This is a genomic window from Thermohahella caldifontis, from assembly GCF_041153465.1.
Classification (GTDB): domain Bacteria; phylum Pseudomonadota; class Gammaproteobacteria; order Pseudomonadales; family Oleiphilaceae; genus Thermohahella; species Thermohahella caldifontis.
The window spans coordinates 109,857-130,853 of record NZ_CP154858.1 but is presented as its reverse complement, the minus strand read 5'-3'; the positions used below and the strand labels follow the sequence as shown (position 1 = coordinate 130,853).

Annotated in this window: 19 protein-coding genes; 7 read left to right on the top strand and 12 right to left on the bottom strand. The window is 60.2% G+C overall.

What is annotated here, in order from left to right:
• Nucleotides 1–15: 15 nt before the first annotated feature.
• The 3 genes from AAIA72_RS00650 to AAIA72_RS00640 all read left to right on the top strand — a co-directional run bounded on the left by AAIA72_RS00650 (nt 16) and on the right by AAIA72_RS00640 (nt 3,340).
• Nucleotides 16–297, top strand: coding sequence for a PilZ domain-containing protein (locus AAIA72_RS00650; RefSeq protein WP_369601534.1), 282 nt, complete (start codon nt 16–18; stop codon nt 295–297).
• Nucleotides 298–749: 452 nt separating this feature from the next.
• The gene (locus tag AAIA72_RS00645) at nt 750–2,651 is read left to right on the top strand and encodes a DUF294 nucleotidyltransferase-like domain-containing protein (RefSeq protein WP_369601533.1); all 1,902 of its coding nucleotides are present in this window, start codon (nt 750–752) and stop codon (nt 2,649–2,651) included.
• Nucleotides 2,648–3,340, top strand: coding sequence for a PolC-type DNA polymerase III (locus AAIA72_RS00640; protein WP_369601532.1), 693 nt, complete (start codon nt 2,648–2,650; stop codon nt 3,338–3,340). The genes AAIA72_RS00645 and AAIA72_RS00640 overlap by 4 nt, the downstream gene beginning before the upstream one ends.
• An 8-nt stretch (nt 3,341–3,348) precedes the next feature.
• Here AAIA72_RS00640 and AAIA72_RS00635 read toward each other — a convergent pair whose 3' ends face one another.
• The 5 genes from AAIA72_RS00635 to AAIA72_RS00615 all read right to left on the bottom strand — a co-directional run bounded on the left by AAIA72_RS00635 (nt 3,349) and on the right by AAIA72_RS00615 (nt 7,457).
• A complete protein-coding gene (locus AAIA72_RS00635; RefSeq protein ID WP_369601531.1) occupies nt 3,349–4,539 on the bottom strand; it encodes an iron-containing alcohol dehydrogenase in 1,191 nt (396 codons plus the stop codon).
• On the bottom strand, nt 4,536–5,108 hold the full coding sequence (locus tag AAIA72_RS00630; protein ID WP_369601530.1) for a hypothetical protein: 573 nt from the start codon (nt 5,106–5,108) through the stop codon (nt 4,536–4,538). Before AAIA72_RS00630 ends, AAIA72_RS00635 begins: the two co-directional genes overlap by 4 nt.
• Nucleotides 5,109–5,241: 133 nt before the next feature.
• Complete coding sequence (locus AAIA72_RS00625; protein WP_369601529.1) at nt 5,242–5,703, bottom strand: hypothetical protein; 462 nt, start codon at nt 5,701–5,703, stop codon at nt 5,242–5,244.
• The gene (locus AAIA72_RS00620; RefSeq protein WP_369601528.1) at nt 5,700–6,599 is read right to left on the bottom strand and encodes an alpha/beta fold hydrolase; all 900 of its coding nucleotides are present in this window, start codon (nt 6,597–6,599) and stop codon (nt 5,700–5,702) included. Before AAIA72_RS00620 ends, AAIA72_RS00625 begins: the two co-directional genes overlap by 4 nt.
• A 117-nt stretch (nt 6,600–6,716) precedes the next feature.
• Nucleotides 6,717–7,457 carry a helix-turn-helix domain-containing protein gene (locus tag AAIA72_RS00615; protein WP_369601527.1) on the bottom strand — a complete coding sequence of 247 codons (741 nt, stop codon included), beginning with the start codon at nt 7,455–7,457 and terminating at the stop codon, nt 6,717–6,719.
• A gap of 111 nt (nt 7,458–7,568) precedes the next feature.
• Between AAIA72_RS00615 and AAIA72_RS00610 the strand changes: the two genes are divergently transcribed.
• Both AAIA72_RS00610 and AAIA72_RS00605 read left to right on the top strand, forming a co-directional pair.
• A complete protein-coding gene (locus AAIA72_RS00610; protein WP_369601526.1) occupies nt 7,569–8,153 on the top strand; it encodes a 2-hydroxychromene-2-carboxylate isomerase in 585 nt (194 codons plus the stop codon).
• 211 nt (nt 8,154–8,364) lie between these two features.
• Nucleotides 8,365–8,595 carry a hypothetical protein gene (locus AAIA72_RS00605; RefSeq protein WP_369601525.1) on the top strand — a complete coding sequence of 77 codons (231 nt, stop codon included), beginning with the start codon at nt 8,365–8,367 and terminating at the stop codon, nt 8,593–8,595.
• On the opposite strand, the gene AAIA72_RS00600 is transcribed toward AAIA72_RS00605, so the two are convergent.
• Entirely contained in the window at nt 8,587–8,922 is a 336-nt protein-coding gene (locus AAIA72_RS00600) for a hypothetical protein (RefSeq protein ID WP_369601524.1), read from the bottom strand. The genes AAIA72_RS00605 and AAIA72_RS00600 overlap by 9 nt on opposite strands.
• 275 nt (nt 8,923–9,197) lie before the next feature.
• On the bottom strand, nt 9,198–10,964 hold the full coding sequence (locus AAIA72_RS00595; protein ID WP_369601523.1) for a thiamine pyrophosphate-binding protein: 1,767 nt from the start codon (nt 10,962–10,964) through the stop codon (nt 9,198–9,200).
• 150 nt (nt 10,965–11,114) lie between these two features.
• Between AAIA72_RS00595 and AAIA72_RS00590 the strand changes: the two genes are divergently transcribed.
• Nucleotides 11,115–11,534, top strand: a complete 420-nt coding sequence (locus AAIA72_RS00590; protein WP_369601522.1) for a hypothetical protein — start codon at nt 11,115–11,117, stop codon at nt 11,532–11,534.
• A gap of 102 nt (nt 11,535–11,636) precedes the next feature.
• Here the strand turns inward: AAIA72_RS00590 and AAIA72_RS00585 are convergent, their stop codons facing one another.
• Nucleotides 11,637–13,409, bottom strand: a complete 1,773-nt coding sequence (locus AAIA72_RS00585) for a sodium:solute symporter family protein (RefSeq protein ID WP_369601521.1) — start codon at nt 13,407–13,409, stop codon at nt 11,637–11,639.
• An 11-nt stretch (nt 13,410–13,420) separates the two neighbouring features.
• The gene (locus tag AAIA72_RS00580) at nt 13,421–13,684 is read right to left on the bottom strand and encodes a DUF4212 domain-containing protein (protein WP_369601520.1); all 264 of its coding nucleotides are present in this window, start codon (nt 13,682–13,684) and stop codon (nt 13,421–13,423) included.
• A 296-nt stretch (nt 13,685–13,980) separates the two neighbouring features.
• Between AAIA72_RS00580 and AAIA72_RS00575 the strand changes: the two genes are divergently transcribed.
• Nucleotides 13,981–17,529, top strand: a complete 3,549-nt coding sequence (locus AAIA72_RS00575) for a NahK/ErcS family hybrid sensor histidine kinase/response regulator (protein WP_369601519.1) — start codon at nt 13,981–13,983, stop codon at nt 17,527–17,529.
• Nucleotides 17,530–17,592: 63 nt separating this feature from the next.
• Here AAIA72_RS00575 and AAIA72_RS00570 read toward each other — a convergent pair whose 3' ends face one another.
• From AAIA72_RS00570 to acs, 3 genes are all read right to left on the bottom strand, one after another.
• Complete coding sequence (locus AAIA72_RS00570; RefSeq protein WP_369601518.1) at nt 17,593–18,027, bottom strand: hypothetical protein; 435 nt, start codon at nt 18,025–18,027, stop codon at nt 17,593–17,595.
• 191 nt (nt 18,028–18,218) lie between these two features.
• Nucleotides 18,219–18,884, bottom strand: coding sequence for a response regulator (locus AAIA72_RS00565; RefSeq protein ID WP_369602953.1), 666 nt, complete (start codon nt 18,882–18,884; stop codon nt 18,219–18,221).
• A 51-nt stretch (nt 18,885–18,935) separates the two neighbouring features.
• On the bottom strand, nt 18,936–20,876 hold the full coding sequence (gene acs, locus AAIA72_RS00560; RefSeq protein WP_369601517.1) for an acetate--CoA ligase: 1,941 nt from the start codon (nt 20,874–20,876) through the stop codon (nt 18,936–18,938).
• Nucleotides 20,877–20,997 lie beyond the last annotated feature (121 nt).

The following is a 20,997-nucleotide window of genomic DNA, read 5'->3' as shown; positions in this document are numbered from 1 at the left end:
CGGACAGATGTAATCATGACGTTATCGAAAGATCAGGAATCCCGGCGCTCTCCGCGGATCAAGGCAACCTTCAAGGTGGAACTGAGCCACCCGGAGCTGGGCGTGCTGGTATCGCGAACACGGGACATTTCCGAAGGCGGAGCCTTTGTCATCCTGAACGAGTCCATCTCACCCACGTTGCACATGCGCATCCGGATCCGTGTCATCGGGCTGCCCATGGGCGCCGGAGAGCCTGTGGAAAGCGAGGTCATCCGTATCGAAGATGAAGGCATTGCCCTGAAGTTCGTGGATTCATGAGTCAAAAAAACCCGGATCAAAAGACCCGGGCATCAAGGGACTCGGTGAAAGTCCTCATCACTCAGCGTTCAACACACCATCAAAGGCTGACCGGCATCCTGCCGGTCCGTGCCGTTTCCGGCACCTGGAGGCTGCGGGTTGTCGCCGCAGAGCTCCGGTCGCTGCCTGGCCCCGTTCCAAAAAGCCTGCAACATGATTCCAAGGCAGAGAGAAGAGGACGTCGCATGTTGCAAGCCACTTCGGAACAGGGGTTCCGGCTGGCTGTCGAACGATCCGGCCGGAACGGGATTTACTCTAGCAGACTGACGACAAATGTCAGTGCGACCTTGGTCTTATCCGCGCAAGCCCCGGAATTGCTTAGACCAAAGCCCTATTGGCCAGGGCGTGGCATTTGTGCATGCTGAACCCGGAACAGGCGCACGCCTGATTCACCATGGGAGATGACAATAACAATGCCCGCAACCACTACTGAAAATGTGCGTTCGCTGATGACGTTTCTGCGTCAGTACGCCCCCTTCAAGCAAATGGACGATGCGTCTCTCGCCCTTTTGGTCGAGAAAGCGACGCTGGATTTCTTCTGCGAAGGCGAGGCCATCATCGGTCCCGAAAACGGGGTGGCACGCCAACTGTACATCGTCAAGCAGGGTCTCGTTCGTGGCGAGCGGGATGCCGGGGACGGCCCCAGAACCTGTTTCGAAATCGGCCCCGGAGAATGTTTTCCGGTGGCGGCACTGATCGGCGAACGCCCCACCCGCACGCTCCACCGGGCTGCCAGTGACTGCTTCTGCCTGGTCGTGGATTACCCGCATTTTGCCAAAGTGTTTGCCCAGAGTGCGTCCTTCAGGGATTTTTGCCTGCGCGGTGTCAGCAGCCTGCTGGATCAGGTCAACCAGCAGATTCAGTCGCAGGCCCAGTCCAGCATGGGCGGGCAGATCTCCATGGATGTGGAACTGGCCACCCTCATTGGCCGTACCCCCGTCCACTGCCTGCCGGATACGGAGACCCGTGAGGCGGTCCGGCACATGCATGATGCCGGCGTGGGATCCATGATCGTGACGGATGCGGATCAGCACCCGGTGGGCATCTTCACCCTGCATGATCTCAGGCGCCTGGTGGCCGACGACCCCCGGCGACTGTCCTTGCCCATTGCCGAGACCATGACCCCCGATCCCGTCACCTTGCGACCCGAGCACACGGCCTTCGAGGCTGCACTGCGCATGGCCAAGCATCACTTTGCCCACATCGTGGTGGTCGATGATGACGGCCGGCTGGCCGGTATTGTCTCCGAACGGGATCTGTTCTCCCTGCAGCGGGTGGATCTGGTTCATCTGGCCCGAACCATTGCCAACGCCCCGGACATGAACACCCTGATCACCCTGCGTCAGGATGTCAGCCGGCTCTGTACCACCATGATTGCGCATGGGGCCAGTGCCGAACAGATCCTTCATATCATCACGCTGCTGAACGACTACACGGTTCGCCAGACTATCCGGCTGATGATCCGCCAGCACGGCGATCCGGGATTCAGCTTCACCTGGCTGTCCTTTGGCAGCGAGGCTCGTCGCGAACAGACACTGTTCACGGATCAGGACAACGGCATCCTGTTCGAGGCGGAGACAGAGGAGGAAGCCAGAGCGAAACGGGAGGCCCTGATGCCGCTGGCACGACACATCAATGAGGCCCTCGCCCGTTGCGGTTTTACCCTGTGCAAGGGCAACATCATGGCCAGCAATCCCGATCTCTGCCGAAGCCGGCGTCAGTGGGAGGACTGGTTCCGCCGTTTTGTGGACCATGCCACGCCACAGAACCTGCTCAACTCCAGCATCTTTCTGGACTTTCGCCCCATCTGGGGTGAAGAGGACGCGGCCAACCGGATGTTCGCATCGGTGCGCAAGCACATTGCCCAGCACAGCATCTTTCAGAAACTGCTTGCAGCCAACAGCCTGAACACCCGACCGCCTCTGACCGTTTTCCGCACCTTCGCACTGCAAAAGCGCAAGGATGCCCCGCCGGGCATCGACCTCAAGGTTCAGTGCCTGACGCCCTTCACCGATGGCGCACGTGTCCTCGCACTGAGCCACAACATAGACGCCGTCAGCACCCTGCATCGCTTTCGCAAGCTGGCGCAGGCCGGCAAACTGGATCAGCCCGACGCGGATGCCTTCGAAGAGGCCTGGTCCATCATCCAGATGCTCCGCCTGAGGCATCAGCTCCAGTGCCAGGAGCGTGGCGAGCCGGTCAACAACTTCATCCAGCCGGATCTGCTCAATCCCCTGGACCAGAGGATTCTCAAGGAAGCCTGTCGTCAGGCGCAGCGGCTGCAGGCCAAACTGGAGAGGAGGTATCAGCTATGAGTACACCAGCATGGTTCAACCGGCTTCTGGCACTGTGTGGTGCCGGTGCAGGTTACAACCATGTGCCGGATGAGGGTGAGTCCCTGGATGCCCTGAGACTGGTGGTTGTGGACGTGGAAACCACCGGCCTGAACCTGCGCCGGGATCAGATCCTGTCCATCGGTGCCGTAGCGGTGGAGAAAGGCCGTCTGAAGCTCTCGGAATCCTTCAACCGGACGCTGAAGGTGGACGCCCGCCTTCACAAGGAAAATGTGCTGATCCACGGGATCACACCCACGGATATTTCTGATGGCGAACCACCGGAACAGGTGATGGAAGACTTCCTGACCTTTCTTCGGCGGGCACCACTGGTTGCGTTTCACGCGGCCTTTGACCAGAAAATGCTGGAAAAGGCCATCCACGCACATCTTGGACAGCGCTGCAGGCTGAGCGCCTGGGATCTTGCAGAGTGGCTCCCGGCCCTGTTCCCCGAACATGCCCAGTCACGACGCATGGGGCTGGATGACTGGATTCAGGCACTGAACGTGCCGGTGGAACAGCGTCACAATGCCCTGGAGGATGCCATGGCCACGGCTCAGCTTCTGCAGATGTGTCTGGCGCGGGCGCGCCGGGAAGGACTGGACACCTGGGGGGCGCTGATGGCGGAAGTCAGGCGGGCGCGGCGCAGGCAGCAGGCCACGCACGCCTGACAGGCCACTTACCAGGCTTTGTCCAGAAGCGCCTTCACTTCATTCAGCGAGGCTTCCGCCGGGTTGAACATGATGGAACCGTCATCCAGCGCCACCTCGGCAATCCGGTTCAGCTGCTCACGCTCCACCTTGCCGGTTTCACGCAGGGTACGTGGCAGCTTGCACGCCTTCCAGAGCGTATCGCGCATTTCGCGGATCACTTCCAGAGCCTTGTCCGCCCGCTGGTCGGCAGGTGTCCGGGCATAGACTTCGGCGCCGGCCAGCGGCAACAGCAGCTCGCCCAGCGGCTCGCGGATCGTCCCCTTGGCCAGGTTGAACTCCAGCACATAGGGCAGGAACAGGTTCATGCATACCCCGTGCGGGATGTGACACACGGCACCCAGGGCATGTCCCAGTGCATGAACCAGCCCCACCATGGAGTTGGAGAACGCGATACCGGCCATGGTGGACGCCTGGGCCAGCTCCAGCCGCGCCTGAACGTCGGCCCCGTTTTCCAGCACCCTGGGCAGGTTCTCGCTGATTTTCTTCACCGCAGCCGAAGCGTAGGCGCTGGACAGCGGATTGCGCGCCAGACAGGTGTATGCCTCCACCGCATGGGTCATGGCATCCATGGCGGTTGCCGCGGTGATGTGAGGCGGCAGCGTCAGGGTCATGCGGGGATCCAGTATCGCCGCATTGGGCAGCAGATAGCCCGAACTGAACGGCAGCTTGACGCCCTTGACCCGGTCTGCAATCACGGCCACCGATGTGACCTCGGATCCCGTGCCGGCCGTTGTCGGCACCACCACAAACGGCTTGAGGGGCCGCTTCAGCACACCGGCCCCCGCGTAACGGGACAGATCCAGCCCACCTTCGGAGACCAGAATGTTCACGCCCTTGCAAGTGTCGATCACGGAACCCCCGCCCACCCCAATCAGGGCATCACAACCCTCGCGGTTATAGAGCTGCGCGATCTCCCGTACCACTTCCACGGCCGAATCGGGCGGAACGTCCTCAAACACGATGTCCACCTTGATACCGCCGGCTTCACAGGCAGCCACCACATGATCGACCAGCCCGGCGCCACGTACGCCCTTGTCCGTCACCAGCAGCGGCCTTGAGGCCCCCAGATTGGTCAGTTCATAGGGAATGTGTTCCAGTGCCGCTTCACCGGCCACGACCTTGACCGGACAGAAAAACTCGTAGAATCCCTTGCTCATGCCACCCTCACCTGTCTGCTCAGTTCTTTGATGCCTGTCTGAATCCAATCCTTCACCACACCGCTGTAGACTCGTGCTGCAGACTGCAGCTTTTCAGGCAGCGGCAGATCTTCCACTTCCTTCACCGCCCGCTCGGCGATGAGCCTGGGCAGAATGATGGTTTCAAGCCGGTTCAGCGCACGCACCATGCGCACGGCATAACCGATTTCACCATCCACCAGCATTCTGTCGTTGGCAAAGGCCTGGGCCGTGCTTTCCTGAAAGGTCAGCATGCGGAAGGCATGCTCGATATGCTTGATCAGAATGGTCAGATCGGCACGCTGACCGGGCCGGGGCGCGCCCTCATAGACAAAGACGCCCTTTGCATTCTTGCGCAACATCAGTCCCGGCCCATCCGGCATCACCTTCATGGCGAAGCGGAAGCCTTCCGGCAGCACGGCCAGTGTTTCACGCGTTTGCTCGTCCTCGGCAGTCAGGGCAGCCAGCGCCCTGCCCACGACCTCCATCATCGTCGCCACGTAGGCCCGCTTGGCCGAATACTGAAGCGCGAGTTGTTGTTTTTTGATCATGTTCAATCTCCTGAAACAGAGCAACGGCTCCGACCGCAAAACTTAGAGCAATTACTCTAGCGAGTCAAGCGACACACTTCCAGTATCCTCCTGCAAGGTGGGGATGGCCGTGACGCAGATCAAGCGCATCACCTTATTCAAGCAGCGCCCTGACAGCCTTCAGACTGTCCTCACGGCCCGCCAGTTCCGCGGAGGCAAAGGCTTCCAGCGCCTTTTCATGGACATAGACGTAATCGAAAAATTCCCTGTCAGGGCCACTTGCGTGCGATTTCAGCCTGAGGAATCTTTTCTGGAACGGTTGGGTGGCATTCCTCACCATCCTCATGGCCAGGCGCCAGGGCATCAGACCCAGGGCAACGCCTTCGACCCGGCCTTTCAGAGCCCAGATCCGGGGTTCCCGAACCGGTTGTCCGGTCCGCGCCATGTATTCCAGATAGCGGCGCAGGGTCTGTTCTTCCAGCGCCCGGAGCACCTGCCACTTTTCCCGGCGCTCCGGGTTCCGGGACACCCGGGCCGCCGCCTCGAACACCGCAAGGCCATAGACTTCCGACTCGTGAATATGCTGAAGATCCGCCTTGTACTCCGGATAAATCATGGGTCTGTCCTCTCCAGTTCCGCCAATACGCCTTCCAGAACATCAAAAAAGGTTGCCGTACACTCCATGAAGGGCATGTGCCCCACGTTTCTGAACACCGTCAGCCTGGCCGTCGGTATTTCCGCAGCCAGTACCAGAGACTGGGCCGCGGTGATGACCGGATCATCGGTGCCGGCCAGGATATGGCAGGGCACACGGATCCGGCGCAGGGTGTCCGCGATGTCGATGCCCCCGATCCCCCGGAACAACGTGTACAGCGCCTGAGCATCCTGCCGGGTCGAATCCGCCTCCAGATTGTTCAGCATCCGTTCGCTCAGCGGGCTGGCGAGCCAGGCCTTCCGGTCCGCTGCCAGCAGACTGGCAAAGACACGCCGAACCCAACGGCTCTTCCTGGCCACGCCAATACTGGACACAAACAGAACCCTGGCCCAGGGGCCCCAGCCGGCCATCCTCAGCAGCAAGCCTTCCACCCCTCCCCATCGGCCACGGTAAAAGCCACCGATACTGACCACTCCCGCCACGTTCGGCGCCTGGTGTGCCGCCAGATTCAGTCCGCAGAACCCCCCCGTGGAGTGCCCCACGATGATGGCCTTCCGCTGGCCCAGCAAGCCCTGCAATGCGCCGTTCATCACCCGAAAAAACCACTGCGCATCCACCTGTCCGGGCGCAAAGTCCCCGGGGACCCCGGAGGGATGATGCGCCGGCAGGCTCAGCGCATACCAGGCCCGGTTTTCCCGGAAGTCGGGCGGGACGCAATCCCGCCAGAAGTTGACCGATGCCAGTACGCCATGAATGAACACGATGGCTGGCCCCGTGCCGTCATCCAGATGTGCGTTGACGGCCAGGAAGGCCAGACGATGGCCTTCGGCTTCGACAAACCCTTCCTTCACATTCATGATCCTGTCCCCTCATGCAACATATACTGCAATCACCCCCGCCCGGCGTCCGGAGGGGCCCTACTCAGGTGATCTACAGGCTAGCACGCGCGCACCGGCGCGTATTGAACGAAAGAGCTACAGCAGATTGGACCTGGCCAGAATGCGACGTGCATCAAGATATGTCAGCCCAAAGGATTCCGAGAATGCCCGGCACAGGTGCGCCAGATCACTGAATCCGGCATTCATGGCCGCCTCGTCCGGTGGCGCACCGGCCAGCAGGGCATCCATGGCCATCCTCAGCTTGAGCCATTTTTTGTAACTGCGGACAGGGATCCCCGCGCGCTCGACAAACCAGTGCGAGAAGCGCGTGGGGGACAGGTGGGCCATGGCCGCCAGCGCCTTGCGATCCACATCCTCGCCCTGCGCCAGTCTGGCCCGGATTTCGCGGATCACCGCCTCAAACCGTTCATCCTGTTCACACGCCATGACAGCGGGGCTGATCAGAGGGGAATTCAGCAAGGCCCTCAGATCGGTTTTTTCATTGATTGACGCCAGTTCGGCAGGAAGCTCGTCGGACGCCAGCCCGAGCCAACCGTTGCGCATATCGGCCGGCAGGATTTGGCGGATGGTGCGGTTCAACGGATCAAAATAAACGGAACACACCCGCGCCGGGGCCAGCCGGTGAAGGGTCCGGGATGCGAAACACACGGCGGCAGACCGGAATATCCCCGCTTCGGTTTCAAACTCCAGCTCGCCTTCCAGCGCAATGGTGACCTGGACGGCCCAATGCGCGTGCGGCCGGTTGTCCCCCACCTGGCCGCGGTAGATGGCCACGCTGTCCGAAAAAACGATGTCACCAGTCCAGTCTTCGGCCATGATAAGATGATGTGCATTGATACCGGGGGTGGCGCTGACGGCCACAACGGCAGCCAGACTACCGGATGAACTGCCCCGGCAGCAATGACCTGATTCACACAAGGAAAAAGCATGAACAAGAAAATCGAGTTTTACTTTGACGTGGGCAGCCCTGCCAGCTATCTGGCCTGGACACAGCTGCCTGCTCTGGCGGAATGCCACAACGCCGAAATCCACTGGAAGCCCATGTTGCTCGGAGGCGTGTTCAAGGCCACGGGCAACCATTCGCCTGTCACCATACCTGCCAAGGGGCGTTACACTTTCCTGGATCTCTCCCGTTTTGCCCGAAAATATGGCGTTCCCTTTGAGCTCAACCCCCACTTCCCCATCAATACCCTGCACCTGATGCGAGGCGCCACGGCTCATCTGGGCACGCCCCGGTTCCTTGACTACCTCACTGCAATCTTCAACGCGCTCTGGGCAGACCGGAAAAACCTCAATGACCCCGACGTGGTGTCACAGGTACTGACTGATGCGGGATTCAACCCGGCCGAAGTCCTCCAGCGGAGCAATCAGCCCGAGGTCAAGGACACGCTCCGGCAAATCACCGAAGAAGCCATCTCCCGGGGTGTCTTTGGTGCGCCCACTTTTTTTGTAGGGAACGAGATGTTCTTTGGTCAGGACCGGCTGGATTGGGTTGAGGCTGCACTGAGCTGACTCCGGCTTCCGTGCATCGTGATGCCTGTTCCACACCGCCGCTACGTCCAGCCTCACAAACGTGACAAAAAGTGACAGATTTCGTCACCTCCGTCACCTTGCCCAAGGCTTCAGAAAAAGTTATCGCATTGTATTGATTGAATTTTTTCAATCTGGCATGGCTATCGCTTATAGATCAGCAACCCATCTGGCAGCGGTAGGAGCCAAGACAATGAACACCAGGCAGAATGTCATCTACCTTCGGGATGTGGATCCTGAACGGGCACTGGAAGCCCTCATGCGGCTGACGGGGCTGGAGTGGGACAGTCTGCCGGAATCGCTGGTCAACAAAAACGCTGCGGATCAGCATACAGCGACCCGAAACGGGACACTCCCCTTCACGCCGGGCGCAAAGGGGAGTGCCGTGGAGGTGGTGGCCTTCAGGGCGAGGCAATCAGGCTGATTGTGCCGTGATGTGCTGAATGACCTTGCGCTTGCGCTGCACGTACACTTCTTCGGCGTGGAATTCGGAGGCATCCCGGACGCCGGCGGCAACCGCGCTCACGTAGTGCAGATGGCCCCGCACCGTAAAGGTCACCGTACCTGAGAGCATGGCGTTGAAAGTCTCGGAAACGCGGGTTTCATCCACCAGCACACCGTATTCACCGCTGTCGTCCCTGAAAACCAGATAAAGCGACACGGGCTGATCCGGACGCCGCAGAAACTTGAGCCAGGCGGCACTGTTGAAGGTGATCTGGGTCTTGCTCAGGCGCTTCGGCTGGGGCGGCATCTCCGGCTCCGGACTCTTCCCGCGCCTGAGCAGGGCCGCCAGCAGTCCGGCACTGCGCTTGCGCTCCTGCGGGGGGGCAGTTCCGCATACTCTCTGACCGGCACATCTGCCAGCTTCACCCCTTTGACCAGTCTGGCAGGAACACATTCCGACATGCTTCACCTCCTATGTTCAGGCACATCATAACGCGATTTGAAGCGGGTTGCTGCGCCGGGTCGCCAGTTTAAATGACAACCCGGTCACCATTTTACAGAGTGATACAAATGAATCCGGATTCACACTGAAATGGAGCCCTCCCGGAAGTCCGAGCGTTCAAGCAGGACGTTCACCACCACCGGATGTCCCTGACGGGCCAGCGTACGTGCCCGCCCGAGCTTCGAAACAATCTCATCGTTATTGCGGATCACGAGCCCCCTGGCACCATAGCCTTCCCCGACCTTGTGATAGTCACTTTGCCGCAGCGTGACGGCCACGTCGTCCTCAAGCACCACGACCTGATCACGGTAGATCTGGTTCCAGCAGGCATCATTACCAATCAGTGCAATCACGGGCCAGCCCTTGCGCCGGAAGGTATCCATTTCCGCGAGACTGTAGGCACTGGAGCCATCCCCATAGATGATCCAGATCTCGCTGTCGGGCCGCACGGCGCGCGCGCCCAGCGCAAAGCCGCCGCCTACGCCCAGCGTGCCAAAGACCCCCGGATCCAGCCAGGACAGAGGCGAGCGAGGGCGCAGGGTATAGGCCGCTGTGGCCACGAAGTCACCACCGTCGGCCACCAGTACCGCCCGGTCATCCAGGAGCTTGTCCAGCTCACGGAACAGGCGTACGGGATTGACCTGCTCCCCCGGAGCCGCCGCCTTGTCGTCTATCCACCGCTCCCGGGCCAGTTCCCGCTCATCCAGCGTGGCCCGCCATGCCCGGTCCGTTTCCAGCGGTCCGGTCAGTCCGGCAAGCTGTACCAGAAAGCCTGCCGGATCTGCCCAGACGGGGATGTCCGGAATCCGGTTGAGCTTCAGGTCATGCAGACTTCGGTTGACGGAAACCAGGGTGGCACTGCGCCGGATATGTGCGCCGTAATCGAGCCGGAAATCACACGGTACCCCCGCAAGCAGCACCAAGTCAGCCTCACGCAGGGCCTGACGGCGCTGGTGACGATACTGAAGGGCATGATGGGCACCGAGCAAGCCTCGCGCCATGCCGGAGAGGTAAACCGGTACCCCCAGCGTTTCCAGCGCACCCACCAGGGCGGGAATCCGACCCGGACTGAGCGCGACCTGACTGCCAAGAACCATGACCGGTCTGCGTGCCTTGCGCAGGGCGCCCGCAACCAGACGACCGAGCGTTTCCAGCTGGAACTGGTCCAGGCCAGTTTCCAGTGCACCGCGAACCTGCCGAACGGCCTGCCGGGCACGCGCCCTGGTCGTCGTCCCATTCTCCGCCTCAAACAGTTGGCGGGTATGGTGATCGAGATACCACTGCACGGCGCGCCCCATGACGCCCTGGGCCTGCTCGCCGCCCTTTGCACCATACCATTCGCGAACGATTCTTTCCGGGTACAGGATATCAATGGGCAACTCGACGAAAACCGGGCCGGGTACGCCCTCCTGCGCCACGGCAAAGGCCTCGTTCAGTACAGGGACGATATCCGCAACCCGCTCAACGGAAACGGCCCACTTGGTGGTGGGGCGCATCAGGCTGAGCTGATCAATATCCTGCAGGGATCCCCGTCCACGCAGAACGGTGGCACTGGCACCCCCGAGCAGAACCAGCGGACTTTGCGCCAGTTGCGCATTCTTCAGAGCCGTGACGGCGTTGGTGACGCCCGGCCCCGCGGTAACGGCCGCGACTCCGGGCCGGCCACTGAGGCGGGCCCAGGCGTCGGCTGCAAAGACCGCATTGGCTTCATGGCGGGTGTCCACCACTTCAATGCCCCGGGACCTGGCACCCGAGAGTATGGGCGAAATATGCCCTCCGCATAGCGTGAAGAGTGCCGTCACACCCTGCCTGACCAGCACCTCAGCAACCTTGTCACCCCCATGCATGAGCTGTCTCCTTGTTTTTATGTCAATGTGACCGCATTGTACGGTATACCCGTAGCCTGAAAATTGACTCAGGTAAAAGCTACAGTTTGTCGTCTTTATTTGCGATAGAATACTGTGTTCATCTTCAAGACGAAACCCAACGGAAATGCCATGACAAATTCAATGCCCGAAATCAAGATGAATGTGGACGACCTCTACCTGGAGGAAGTCTTCACGGACAACAAGGTCGGCACCATTCGCCGCATGACGCCGGTGGACGGAGAAGGGCAGCGCGATCCTTCCCGTGAGGTGGTCTACATTGGTCAGGCACAAATGCTGACGCCTGCCGGTGCCCTGCCCCTGACCTTCGAGCTCAAGGCCAGCTCGCTGAAGGAAGCGGCCGAGCAGTTTGGTGCGGCAGCAAAAGAAGCCATGGAACGCACGCTGGAAGAGCTCAAGGAACTGCGTCGTCAGGCAGCCTCATCCATCGTGGTGCCCGGTCAGGAAGGCGGGCTCGGTGGTGCCGGCGGACTGGGAGGTGCCGGTGGTCTCGGCGGCATGCCGGGCAGCGGCAAAATTCAGATCCCGTAATCGCACAACCGAACGAAAGTCTCCATTCCCTGAAATGAAGAAGCCCCGGACTGAGCCGGGGCTTCTTCATCTGGGTGCCGGGGCACGCCCCGGCGGTCTGGTTCAGTGTCCGGCTACCGGAGCCACCGCCCCACGGGGAACGCGGATCTCTTCCACCAGATGCTGGATGTGCTCCGGAGGCTCTGCCGTCAGGCGGGAAACCACGCTGGATACGATGAAGTTGAGCACCATGCCGATGGTTCCGATACCTTCCGGAGAGATGGCGAACAGCCAGTGCTCTGCGTTGTTCGCCCCCGGGTTGACGAATTTGAAGTACACGATGTACCCGAAGGTGAAGATCAGGCCGGTGAGCATGCCTGCAATGGCCCCTTCCTTGTTCATGCGCTTGCTGAAAATGCCCATGATGATGGCCGGGAAGAAGGACGCTGCCGCAAGACCGAAAGCAAAGGCCACCACCTGAGCCACGAATCCGGGCGGGTTGATACCGAAGTAGCCCGCCACCGCAATGGCTGCCGCAGCCGCCAGACGTGCAGCCAGCAGCTCCTGCTTTTCACTGATGTTGGGCATCAGATTGCTCTTCAGCAGGTCATGGGAGATGGAGGTTGAGATGACCAGCAGCAATCCTGCAGCGGTGGACAGTGCAGCGGCCAGACCACCTGCGGCAATCAGCGCCACTACCCAACCGGGCAGCTGTGCAATTTCCGGGTTGGCCAACACCATGATGTCACGGTCCACGTAGAGCTCGTTGGCATTGCTCGTCGGCTCATTGGCCACGACACGCTCGCCGTTCGGGCCGGTCTGATCCGCAAACTTGGGCTTGCCCTTGAACGGCGCACCGGCCACATACTGAATCTTGCCGTCGCCATTCTTGTCTTTCCAGGCCAGCAGACCGGCTGTCTCCCACTTCTGGAACCATTCGGGCAATTGCTGATACTCAGCATTGGAAACGGTCTGAATCAGGTTGACACGGGCGAAGGACGCCACAGCCGGTGCGGTGGTGTAAAGAATGGCAATGAACAGCAGTGCCCAGCCAGCAGACAGGCGCGCATCACTGACCTTGGGGACGGTGAAGAACCGCACGATCACATGAGGCAGACCCGCAGTACCCACCATGAGCGCAACCGTAATGGCAAAGGTGTCGATGGTGGATTTGGTACCCGAGGTATAGGCATTGAATCCCAGATCCGTATGCAGCTGGTTGAGCTTGTCCAGCAGGTAGGTGTCCGTGCCTTCAATCGTGCTGCCGAAGCCCAGTTGCGGAATCGGGTTGCCCGTGATCATCATGGAGATGAAGATGGCCGGGATCATGTAGGCCAGGATCATGACACAGTACTGTGCCACCTGGGTGTAGGTAATGCCCTTCATGCCACCCAGTACCGCATAGACAAACACGATGGCCATACCAATCAGCACGCCGGCGTTGATGTCCACTTCCAGATAACGGGAGAAGACAATGCCCACACCACGCATCTGTCCCGCCACATAGGTGAACGAGATGAAGATGACGCAGATGACAGCCACCATCCGGGCCGTCTGGGAGTAGTAGCGCTCCCCCACGAACTCGGGCACGGTGAACTTGCCGAACTTGCGGAGGTAGGGTGCCAGACACATGGCCAGCAGCACGTAACCGCCTGTCCAGCCCATCAGGTACACCGCACCGTCGCGGCCGATGAAGGAAATGATACCGGCCATGGAGATGAAGGAGGCGGCAGACATCCAGTCTGCAGCAGTAGCCATACCGTTGGCCACGGGGTGAACCCCCTTGCTGGCCACGTAGTACTCACTGGTGGATCCGGCGCGCGACCAGATCGCAATACCAATGTAGAGTGCAAAGGTGGCACCGACCACCAGGTAGATCAGGGTTTGGGTTTCCATCTAAGCCTCCGTCAGTCTTCGTGTACGTCAAACTCGCGATCCAGCCGGTTCATCTTCCACACATAGACAAATATGAGAACGACAAACGTATAGATGGAACCTTGTTGGGCGAACCAGAAGCCGAGAGGGAAGCCTCCGATGTGAATGGTGTCGAGCACATCGACGAAGAGAATGCCTGCCCCGTAGGACACGGCAAACCAGATGACAAGCAAGGTGGTCAAAAGTCTCAGGTTGGCCTGCCAGTAGGCCGCCCGTGACCCATTATGATCACTCATACCAACTCCTCCGTTGTTATTCTTATAACGGTTTATGGGACACCGGATCGGGATGACCGGATGCTTTCACCTTAACAGAGGAAGTCAGCGGCGAAACTAAGACTTTGGTAGAAACTGTTTTATCCTTTATATTCAATGCATTACAAAAGCGCATTAACTTTTCGCGCGACAGGAGCAGAGTCAATCAGACCAAGGTATGACTGTATTGCCGGGCAGACAGGACGTCAGTTCTTGCCTTCCGGGCCTGCCCGGGCCACACTCCTTCTTTCCGGAGACACGAAAACCATGCAGAGACCATGATCAGCGGCTGGCTCATCCTTACCATTTCCGCATTCTATATCGGGCTGTTGTTCACCATTGCCTACATGGGGGACAAGCGCTCCAATCTGTATCGTCGCGATGCCACGCGCACACTGGTGTATGCCCTCTCGCTCGCCGTTTACTGCACGTCGTGGACATTCTACGGCGCAGTGGGTACAGCCGCCCGGTCAGGCATGCAGTTCCTGCCCATTTACCTGGGGCCGGTGCTGGTGATGGTCTTTTTCAGCCCCTTCCTGCATCGCATGATCCTGATTGCCAAGCGCAACAACTCCACATCCATCGCGGATTTCATCGCCACCCGTTACGGCAAGTCAACCACCCTGGCCGTGGTGATTTCCCTGCTGGCCATTGTCGGCATCCTGCCGTACATCGCATTGCAGCTGAAAGCCGTATCCATGGGCTACGCCGTGCTGACGGAGGGCTCACCCCCCGGAGACTTCAGCAACATTCCCATTCACCAGGACACGGCCCTTTACGTGGCCCTTTCCATGGCCGCCTTTACCATCCTGTTCGGTACCCGGGACATTGATGCCACCGAGCATCATCAGGGCATGATGCAGGCCATTGCCTTCGAATCCGTGGTCAAACTGGTGGCCTTCGTCGCGGTGGGCAGCTATGTGACCTGGTGGCTGTTTGACGGCGTGGGCGATGTGGTGACCCGCCTGCACGAGGCCAATCTGCAGACCACCTTTTCATTCAGCGCCGTCGAACCCTGGAGTTTCTTTACCCATACACTGCTGGCGGCCCTGGCCATTTTCTGCCTGCCCCGGCAGTTTCACACCATGGTGGTGGAAAACTATCAGCCCAATGACATGCGCACCGCGCGCTGGGCCCTGCCGCTCTATCTCGTCGTGCTGACGTTTTTCGTCATTCCCATCGCGGCCGCGGGACTGCTGATGTATTCAAGCGGCACCCTGGATGGCGATACGTTCGTGCTAGGCATTCCCCTGGCCAGCGGCCAGAGCTGGCTCGGCATGCTGGCGTTCATCGGAGGGGCCAGTGCCGCCACGGGCATGGTGATCGTGTCCACGGTGACCCTCAGCACCATGGTCAGCAACGAGATCATTGTGCCGCTGCTGTTTCGTGTCCGCCCGCTCAACCTCACCGGGCAACGCAACTTCGAAGCCTGGCTGCTGGGCATCCGGCGCACAACCATCATCGCCCTGCTCGTGGCCGCCTACGGCTATCACCGCATCATCGGCGAGCTCTTCTCTCTTTCCTCCATCGGCCTCATGAGCTTTGTGGCAGCCGCCCAGTTCGCCCCGGCCCTGGTCGGCGGCCTGTTGTGGCGACGGGGAAACCGGCAGGGGGCGCTGGCAGGCATCATTCTGGGGTTTGTCCTGTGGATCTATACCCTGGTGGTCCCCACACTGGTCAAGGCGGGCACCCTGCCCGACTACCTGCTCACCTACGGACCGCTCGGACAGGACTGGCTGCGCCCGGAAGCCCTCTTCAACATCGCCCTGCCCGACCCGCTGACACACGGCGCCTTGTGGAGCCTGGGATTGAACACCCTCGCCTACGTCCTCGTCTCCCTGATGACCACCCAGCGGGTCAGCGAACGGATTCAGGTTGCCTCCTTCCTTGATGTGGCGGGGGCTCCCGGCAGCAACAATCTTGACTGGCTCAGCACCGCCACGGTGGAAGATCTCACCGCGCTGGCCGAGCGCTTCATCGGCCCGGAACGCACACACAAGGCACTGGAAACGTTCGAGCGCCGTCACCGCGTCCGGCTTGCGCCCGGCAAGGCGGCCAGCGCAGAGCTCGTCAAGTACATCGAGCGCCAGCTGGCCAGCGTCATCGGTTCTTCCACGGCACGGGCTGTCCTGAACTCCGCCATCCGCAACCAGGGCATGGGACTGGAAGAGCTGGTCAGCATCGTGGATGAAGCGTCCCAGGTCATCCAGTTCAACCGGGAGCTGCTCCAGGCCGCCATCGAGAACATGACACAGGGTGTCAGTGTGGTGGACAAGGATCTCAGACTGGTGGCCTGGAACAGCCGTTATGTGGAAATGTTCAGGTATCCCAAGGGCTTTGTCCGTGTCGGCCGGCCGGTTGAGGAGCTGATCCGCTACAACCTGCTCATGGCCCATGTCCCCGCACGCAAGGCCCAGAAGATCGTCGACAATCAGCTTCGTCACATGCGTGACGGCCAACCCGTCGAGTACGAGCGCACGCGCCCGGATGGTACCGTCATTCACATCCAGGGCAGCCCCATGCCGGGTGGCGGGTTTGTCACCACCTTTTCGGACATTACTGCCATGCGCAAGGCCGAGGAAGCCCTGCGCGAAACCAATCTGTATCTGGAGCAGCGTGTCCGTGAGCGGACGGAGGAGCTCTCGGCGCTGAACGCGCAGCTCGTGCGCGCCAAATCCGCCGCCGAACAGGCCAACCAGGGCAAGACACGCTTTCTGGCGGCCGCCAGCCATGACCTTCTGCAACCCCTGAATGCCGCACGTTTGTTCACTTCCGCACTCCAGCAGCAGATTCAACCGGCACAACCCCAGCTCAAGGCGCTGGTGGATCATATTGATCATTCACTGCAATCGGCCGAGGAAATCCTCTCGACGCTGCTGGACATTTCAAAGCTGGATGCGGGGGCACTCGAACCTCATTTCAGTACCTTCTGCCTCAGGGATCTGCTGACCAACCTGGCGGCAGAGTTTCAGGTGATTGCGGCAGACAAGGGGTTGACACTGCACACCGTACCATCCGGAGTCTGGGTCCATTCCGACAGCAAGCTGCTGCGTCGCCTCATCCAGAATCTGCTCTCCAATGCCGTGCGCTATACGGAAAAGGGTCGGATCCTGATCGGCTGCCGGCGCCGCGGTCAGCAGGTGGAAATTCAGGTCTGGGATACCGGCCCCGGCATTCCCGAAGATCAGTTGCACAGCATCTTCGAGGAATTCAGGCGCCTCAATACGGGCAAGGAAAAAACCGGCCTCGGCCTCGGTCTGGCCATTGTCGATCGCGTCAGCAAGTTGCTGGGGACACCCGTGCAGGTATGCTCGGTCCTCGGCAAGGGATCCATGTTCTCGGTGACGGTACCTGTCGCACAGCCGGATACCCTGACCCGCACCGAACAGGCGTCTCCCATGGTGTCCCGTTCCCCCAGACGCTCTCTGGAGGGGATCTGCGTACTCTGTATCGACAATGAGCCCCACATCCTTGAGGGTATGGCTGCCGTGCTGGGGGGATGGGGCTGCGAGGTGCTGAAAGCGACAGGCATTGAAGATGTGCTGCGCCAGTACAAGGACAGCCCGCCCGACCTGATGATCGTGGATTATCAGCTGGACGACGGTGAAGACGGGCTTGATACCATGGATGAACTCCGGGTTCTCTGGGGCGAGGAGATCCCCGGACTGCTCGTCACCGCCCTCAACACGGACGAAGTGCGCGAAGAAGCGGCACGCCGCGGCTATCCCATCCTGCACAAACCGGTCAAGCCGGCCCCCCTGCGCGCCATGCTCAACCGGCTGCTGACCCAGCGTCGCAAAGCAACCCGAAACGGTGATCCGGCCTGAAACCAGATGCAGAAAACCCGGGACATGCCCGGGTTTTCCGATCTTTCGCGCAAGGCAACAGAGTTACTTGACGCTCTTGATTGTGCCTTTGTAGCCTTCAACCGTGACTTCGATGGTGCCGTACACGCCGAAGTCTTCCTTCTTGATGGTGTAGCGCGGTGCAACAATCACGTCTGCGCCGGATGCCTGGATGGCATTGTAGGCTGCTGCAGACTTGACGGCCTCAACCGGGCCCAGACCACCCAGACTAAAAGACGAGGCAGAAGCGCCGCCGTAGCTCACGCCATCAGCGAATTCCTTGTCATCCATCAGGGTGAAGAGGAAGATCTTGGTTGCCTTGGCTGTGCCACTGATCTTCTGGCCAACTTCAATGTCAGCCTTCACGTCAGTGGACACCGCACCCTGAATGGGCAGGGAGTTGCTGCTGACGTTCAGGGAGCTGCAACCTGTCAGTGCACCGGTTGCGATCAGGGCGGAAAGGGCGATGGCTTTTTTCATTACAACGTCTCCTTGTGTGTTGTGCGTCCTGGATAAGCCGGGGCGCACTATACGGAACACACAAGGGTCACTCAATCTGCCATTCGGTCTATTCCATGCCTTTGTTTTTCATGGCGAACACCCTTTTGCCACTCAATCACCATGTTATTACCAATCCGAAGCGTTAAACCAGCACTCCCTTCACCAGGCCGTTACGCCAGCGGATCTTTCTGCTGATCCACTTCCATCTGCTGAACTGCGATCACCGCCTGCGTCCGGTTACGCACACCCAGCTTGCGGAACAGTGCCGTGATGTGAGCCTTGACCGTGGCCTCGGACACGTCCAGTTCATAGGCGATCTGCTTGTTCAGCATGCCCTCCGTCAGCATGCCGAGCACTCTGAACTGCTGTGGTGTCAGCGTCGCCAACCGGCGCGAGAATTCGGACTCCTCCCCCTGCAGTCCGGCGATACGCTCCTCCACACCGGGTGCCAGCCAGACTTCACCTTCCAGCACCGCCTGAATGGCTTCGGAAATCTGCTCCAGCGGAGCGGATTTCGGAATGAAGCCGGAAGCCCCGTAGTCAATGGCCTTGCGCACCACCGGCAACTCCTCGCTGCCGGAGACAATCACCACCGGCAGTCCCGGGTACTGGCCCCGGAGAAAGACCAGCCCGGAAAAGCCATGTGCCCCCGGCATGTTGAGATCCAGCAGCACCAGGTCTGCATCGGGATGCTGCTCAACGGCAGACTGCAGCGTGGCGATGCTGTCCACCTCGGTAACCTGTGCCTGAGGCACAGCCTGTGACACCGCCTGTCTGAGCGCGGCACGGAACAAAGGATGATCGTCAGCAATGATGATATGCTGCGTCATGGACATAAACCCCCTGTGCTCCGGCCGCAGGCTCGACAGTGTCAGCATGGCGCTTGCTCAGGCGAGATTGGCCCGGTTGGTGATCAGTTCGTCCACAACGGACGGATCAGCCAGTGTCGAGACATCTCCGAGTGTCTCAAGATCATCGGCTGCGATTTTTCTGAGAATACGCCGCATGATCTTGCCCGAGCGGGTTTTCGGTAGTCCCGGTGCCCACTGGATGATATCCGGAGTGGCCACCGGCCCGATCTCACGCCGAACCCATTGCCGGAGTTCTTCTTTCAGTTCATCGGTGGGCACTTCACCCAGATTGAGGGTGACATAGACATAAATGCCCTGCCCCTTGATGGCGTGCGGATACCCCACCACCGCCGCCTCGGCCACTTTGGGATGAGCCACCAGCGCGCTTTCCACCTCGGCAGTCCCCATCCGGTGGCCCGACACGTTGATCACGTCGTCCACCCGGCCGGTAATCCAATAGTATCCGTCCTCGTCCCGTCTTGCACCATCCCCCGTGAAATATTTGCCCGGAAAGGTGGAAAAATAGGTCTGTCTGAAACGCTCATGATCACCGTAAACCGTGCGGGCCTGAGCAGGCCAGCTGTCGAGGATGACCAGCGCACCCTCGCCCGGCCCCTCGATGAGCTGCCCCTGACTGTCCACCAGGGCCGGCCGGACTCCGAAAAAGGGACGCGTTGCCGATCCCGGCTTGAGATCTGTGGCACCGGGCAATGGCGTGATCATCATGCCGCCCGTCTCCGTCTGCCACCAGGTGTCCATGATGGGGCAGCGGGACTCTCCGACAACCCGGTAGAACCACTCCCAGGCTTCAGGGTTGATGGGCTCACCTGCCGTTGCCAGAATTCTGAGGCTGCTGCGGTCATGTTTTCGGACATGTTCGTCCCCGGCTGCCATCAGGGAACGGATGGCTGTGGGTGCAGTGTAGATCTGATTGACCCCGTACTGCTCGACGATCTGCCACCAGCGGCTGAAATCCGGGTAATTGGGCAGACCTTCATACACCAGCGTGGTCGCGCCGTTGGCCAGCGGGCCATAGAGCACGTAGCTGTGCCCCGTGATCCAGCCAAAGTCTGCGGTACACCAGTAAATGTCCCCGTCCCGGTAATCAAAGACCAGTTCATGACTCAGTGAGGTATAGAGCAGATAACCGGCCTGCGTATGCACCACCCCTTTGGGCGCGCCGGTCGAGCCGGATGTGTACAGGATAAAGAGCGGATCTTCCGCATTCAGCGCCGGGGCCTGGTGCGCTGCCGGCTGACTGTCCAGCAGGGTCTGCCAGTCCACGTCTCGCCCGGTCACCGGGCAGTCCGCGCCGGTATGACGCACGACCAGCACCTTGTCGACCTCAGCCACCCGCAGGTGTGCGATCGCCTCGTCCACATTCTTCTTCAGCGGCACCCGTCGTCCGCCCCGGCGCCCCTCGTCTGCGGTAATGACCACTCGTGAACGGCCGTTGTCAATGCGGCTGGCCAGCGCCTCGGGAGAAAAGCCGGCAAACACGACCGAGTGGACGGCGCCAATGCGCGCACAGGCCAGCATGGCGATGGCGGTTTCGGGAATCATGGGCATATAGAGCGTGACCACGTCCCCCTTCCGGACCCCGAGAGACGCCAGTCCGTTGGCCAGTCGACAGACCTGCTCATGCAACTGGCGGTAGGTGTAACGGCGCTCTTCGCCCGGCTCGTCACCCACCCAGATGATGGCATCCTGATCTCCACGGCTTTCCAGGTGGCGATCCAGGCAGTTCCAGGCCACGTTCAGCTCACCATCTTCAAACCACCGGATGGACACTTCCCCTTCGAAGGTGGTGTGCTTGACGCGGGTAAAGGGTTTGAACCAATCCAGACGTGCCGCCTGCTCGCCCCAGAATCCATCAGGATCTTCAACGGACTGACGCCAGGCAGCTTCATAGCCTTCCGCATTCATGCGGGCATGATTGCGGAAGGATTCAGGCACGGGGTAAACGGTCGCGGACATGGTCTTGCACTCCTCATTGCTTCTTGTTTTTGTAGACACAAAGCAGATTACAAGACCCTTATACTCCCGTTTATCCCCTTTTTTGTATTAGACCTTTGTCGTTTTGTCGACAATCCGGAAC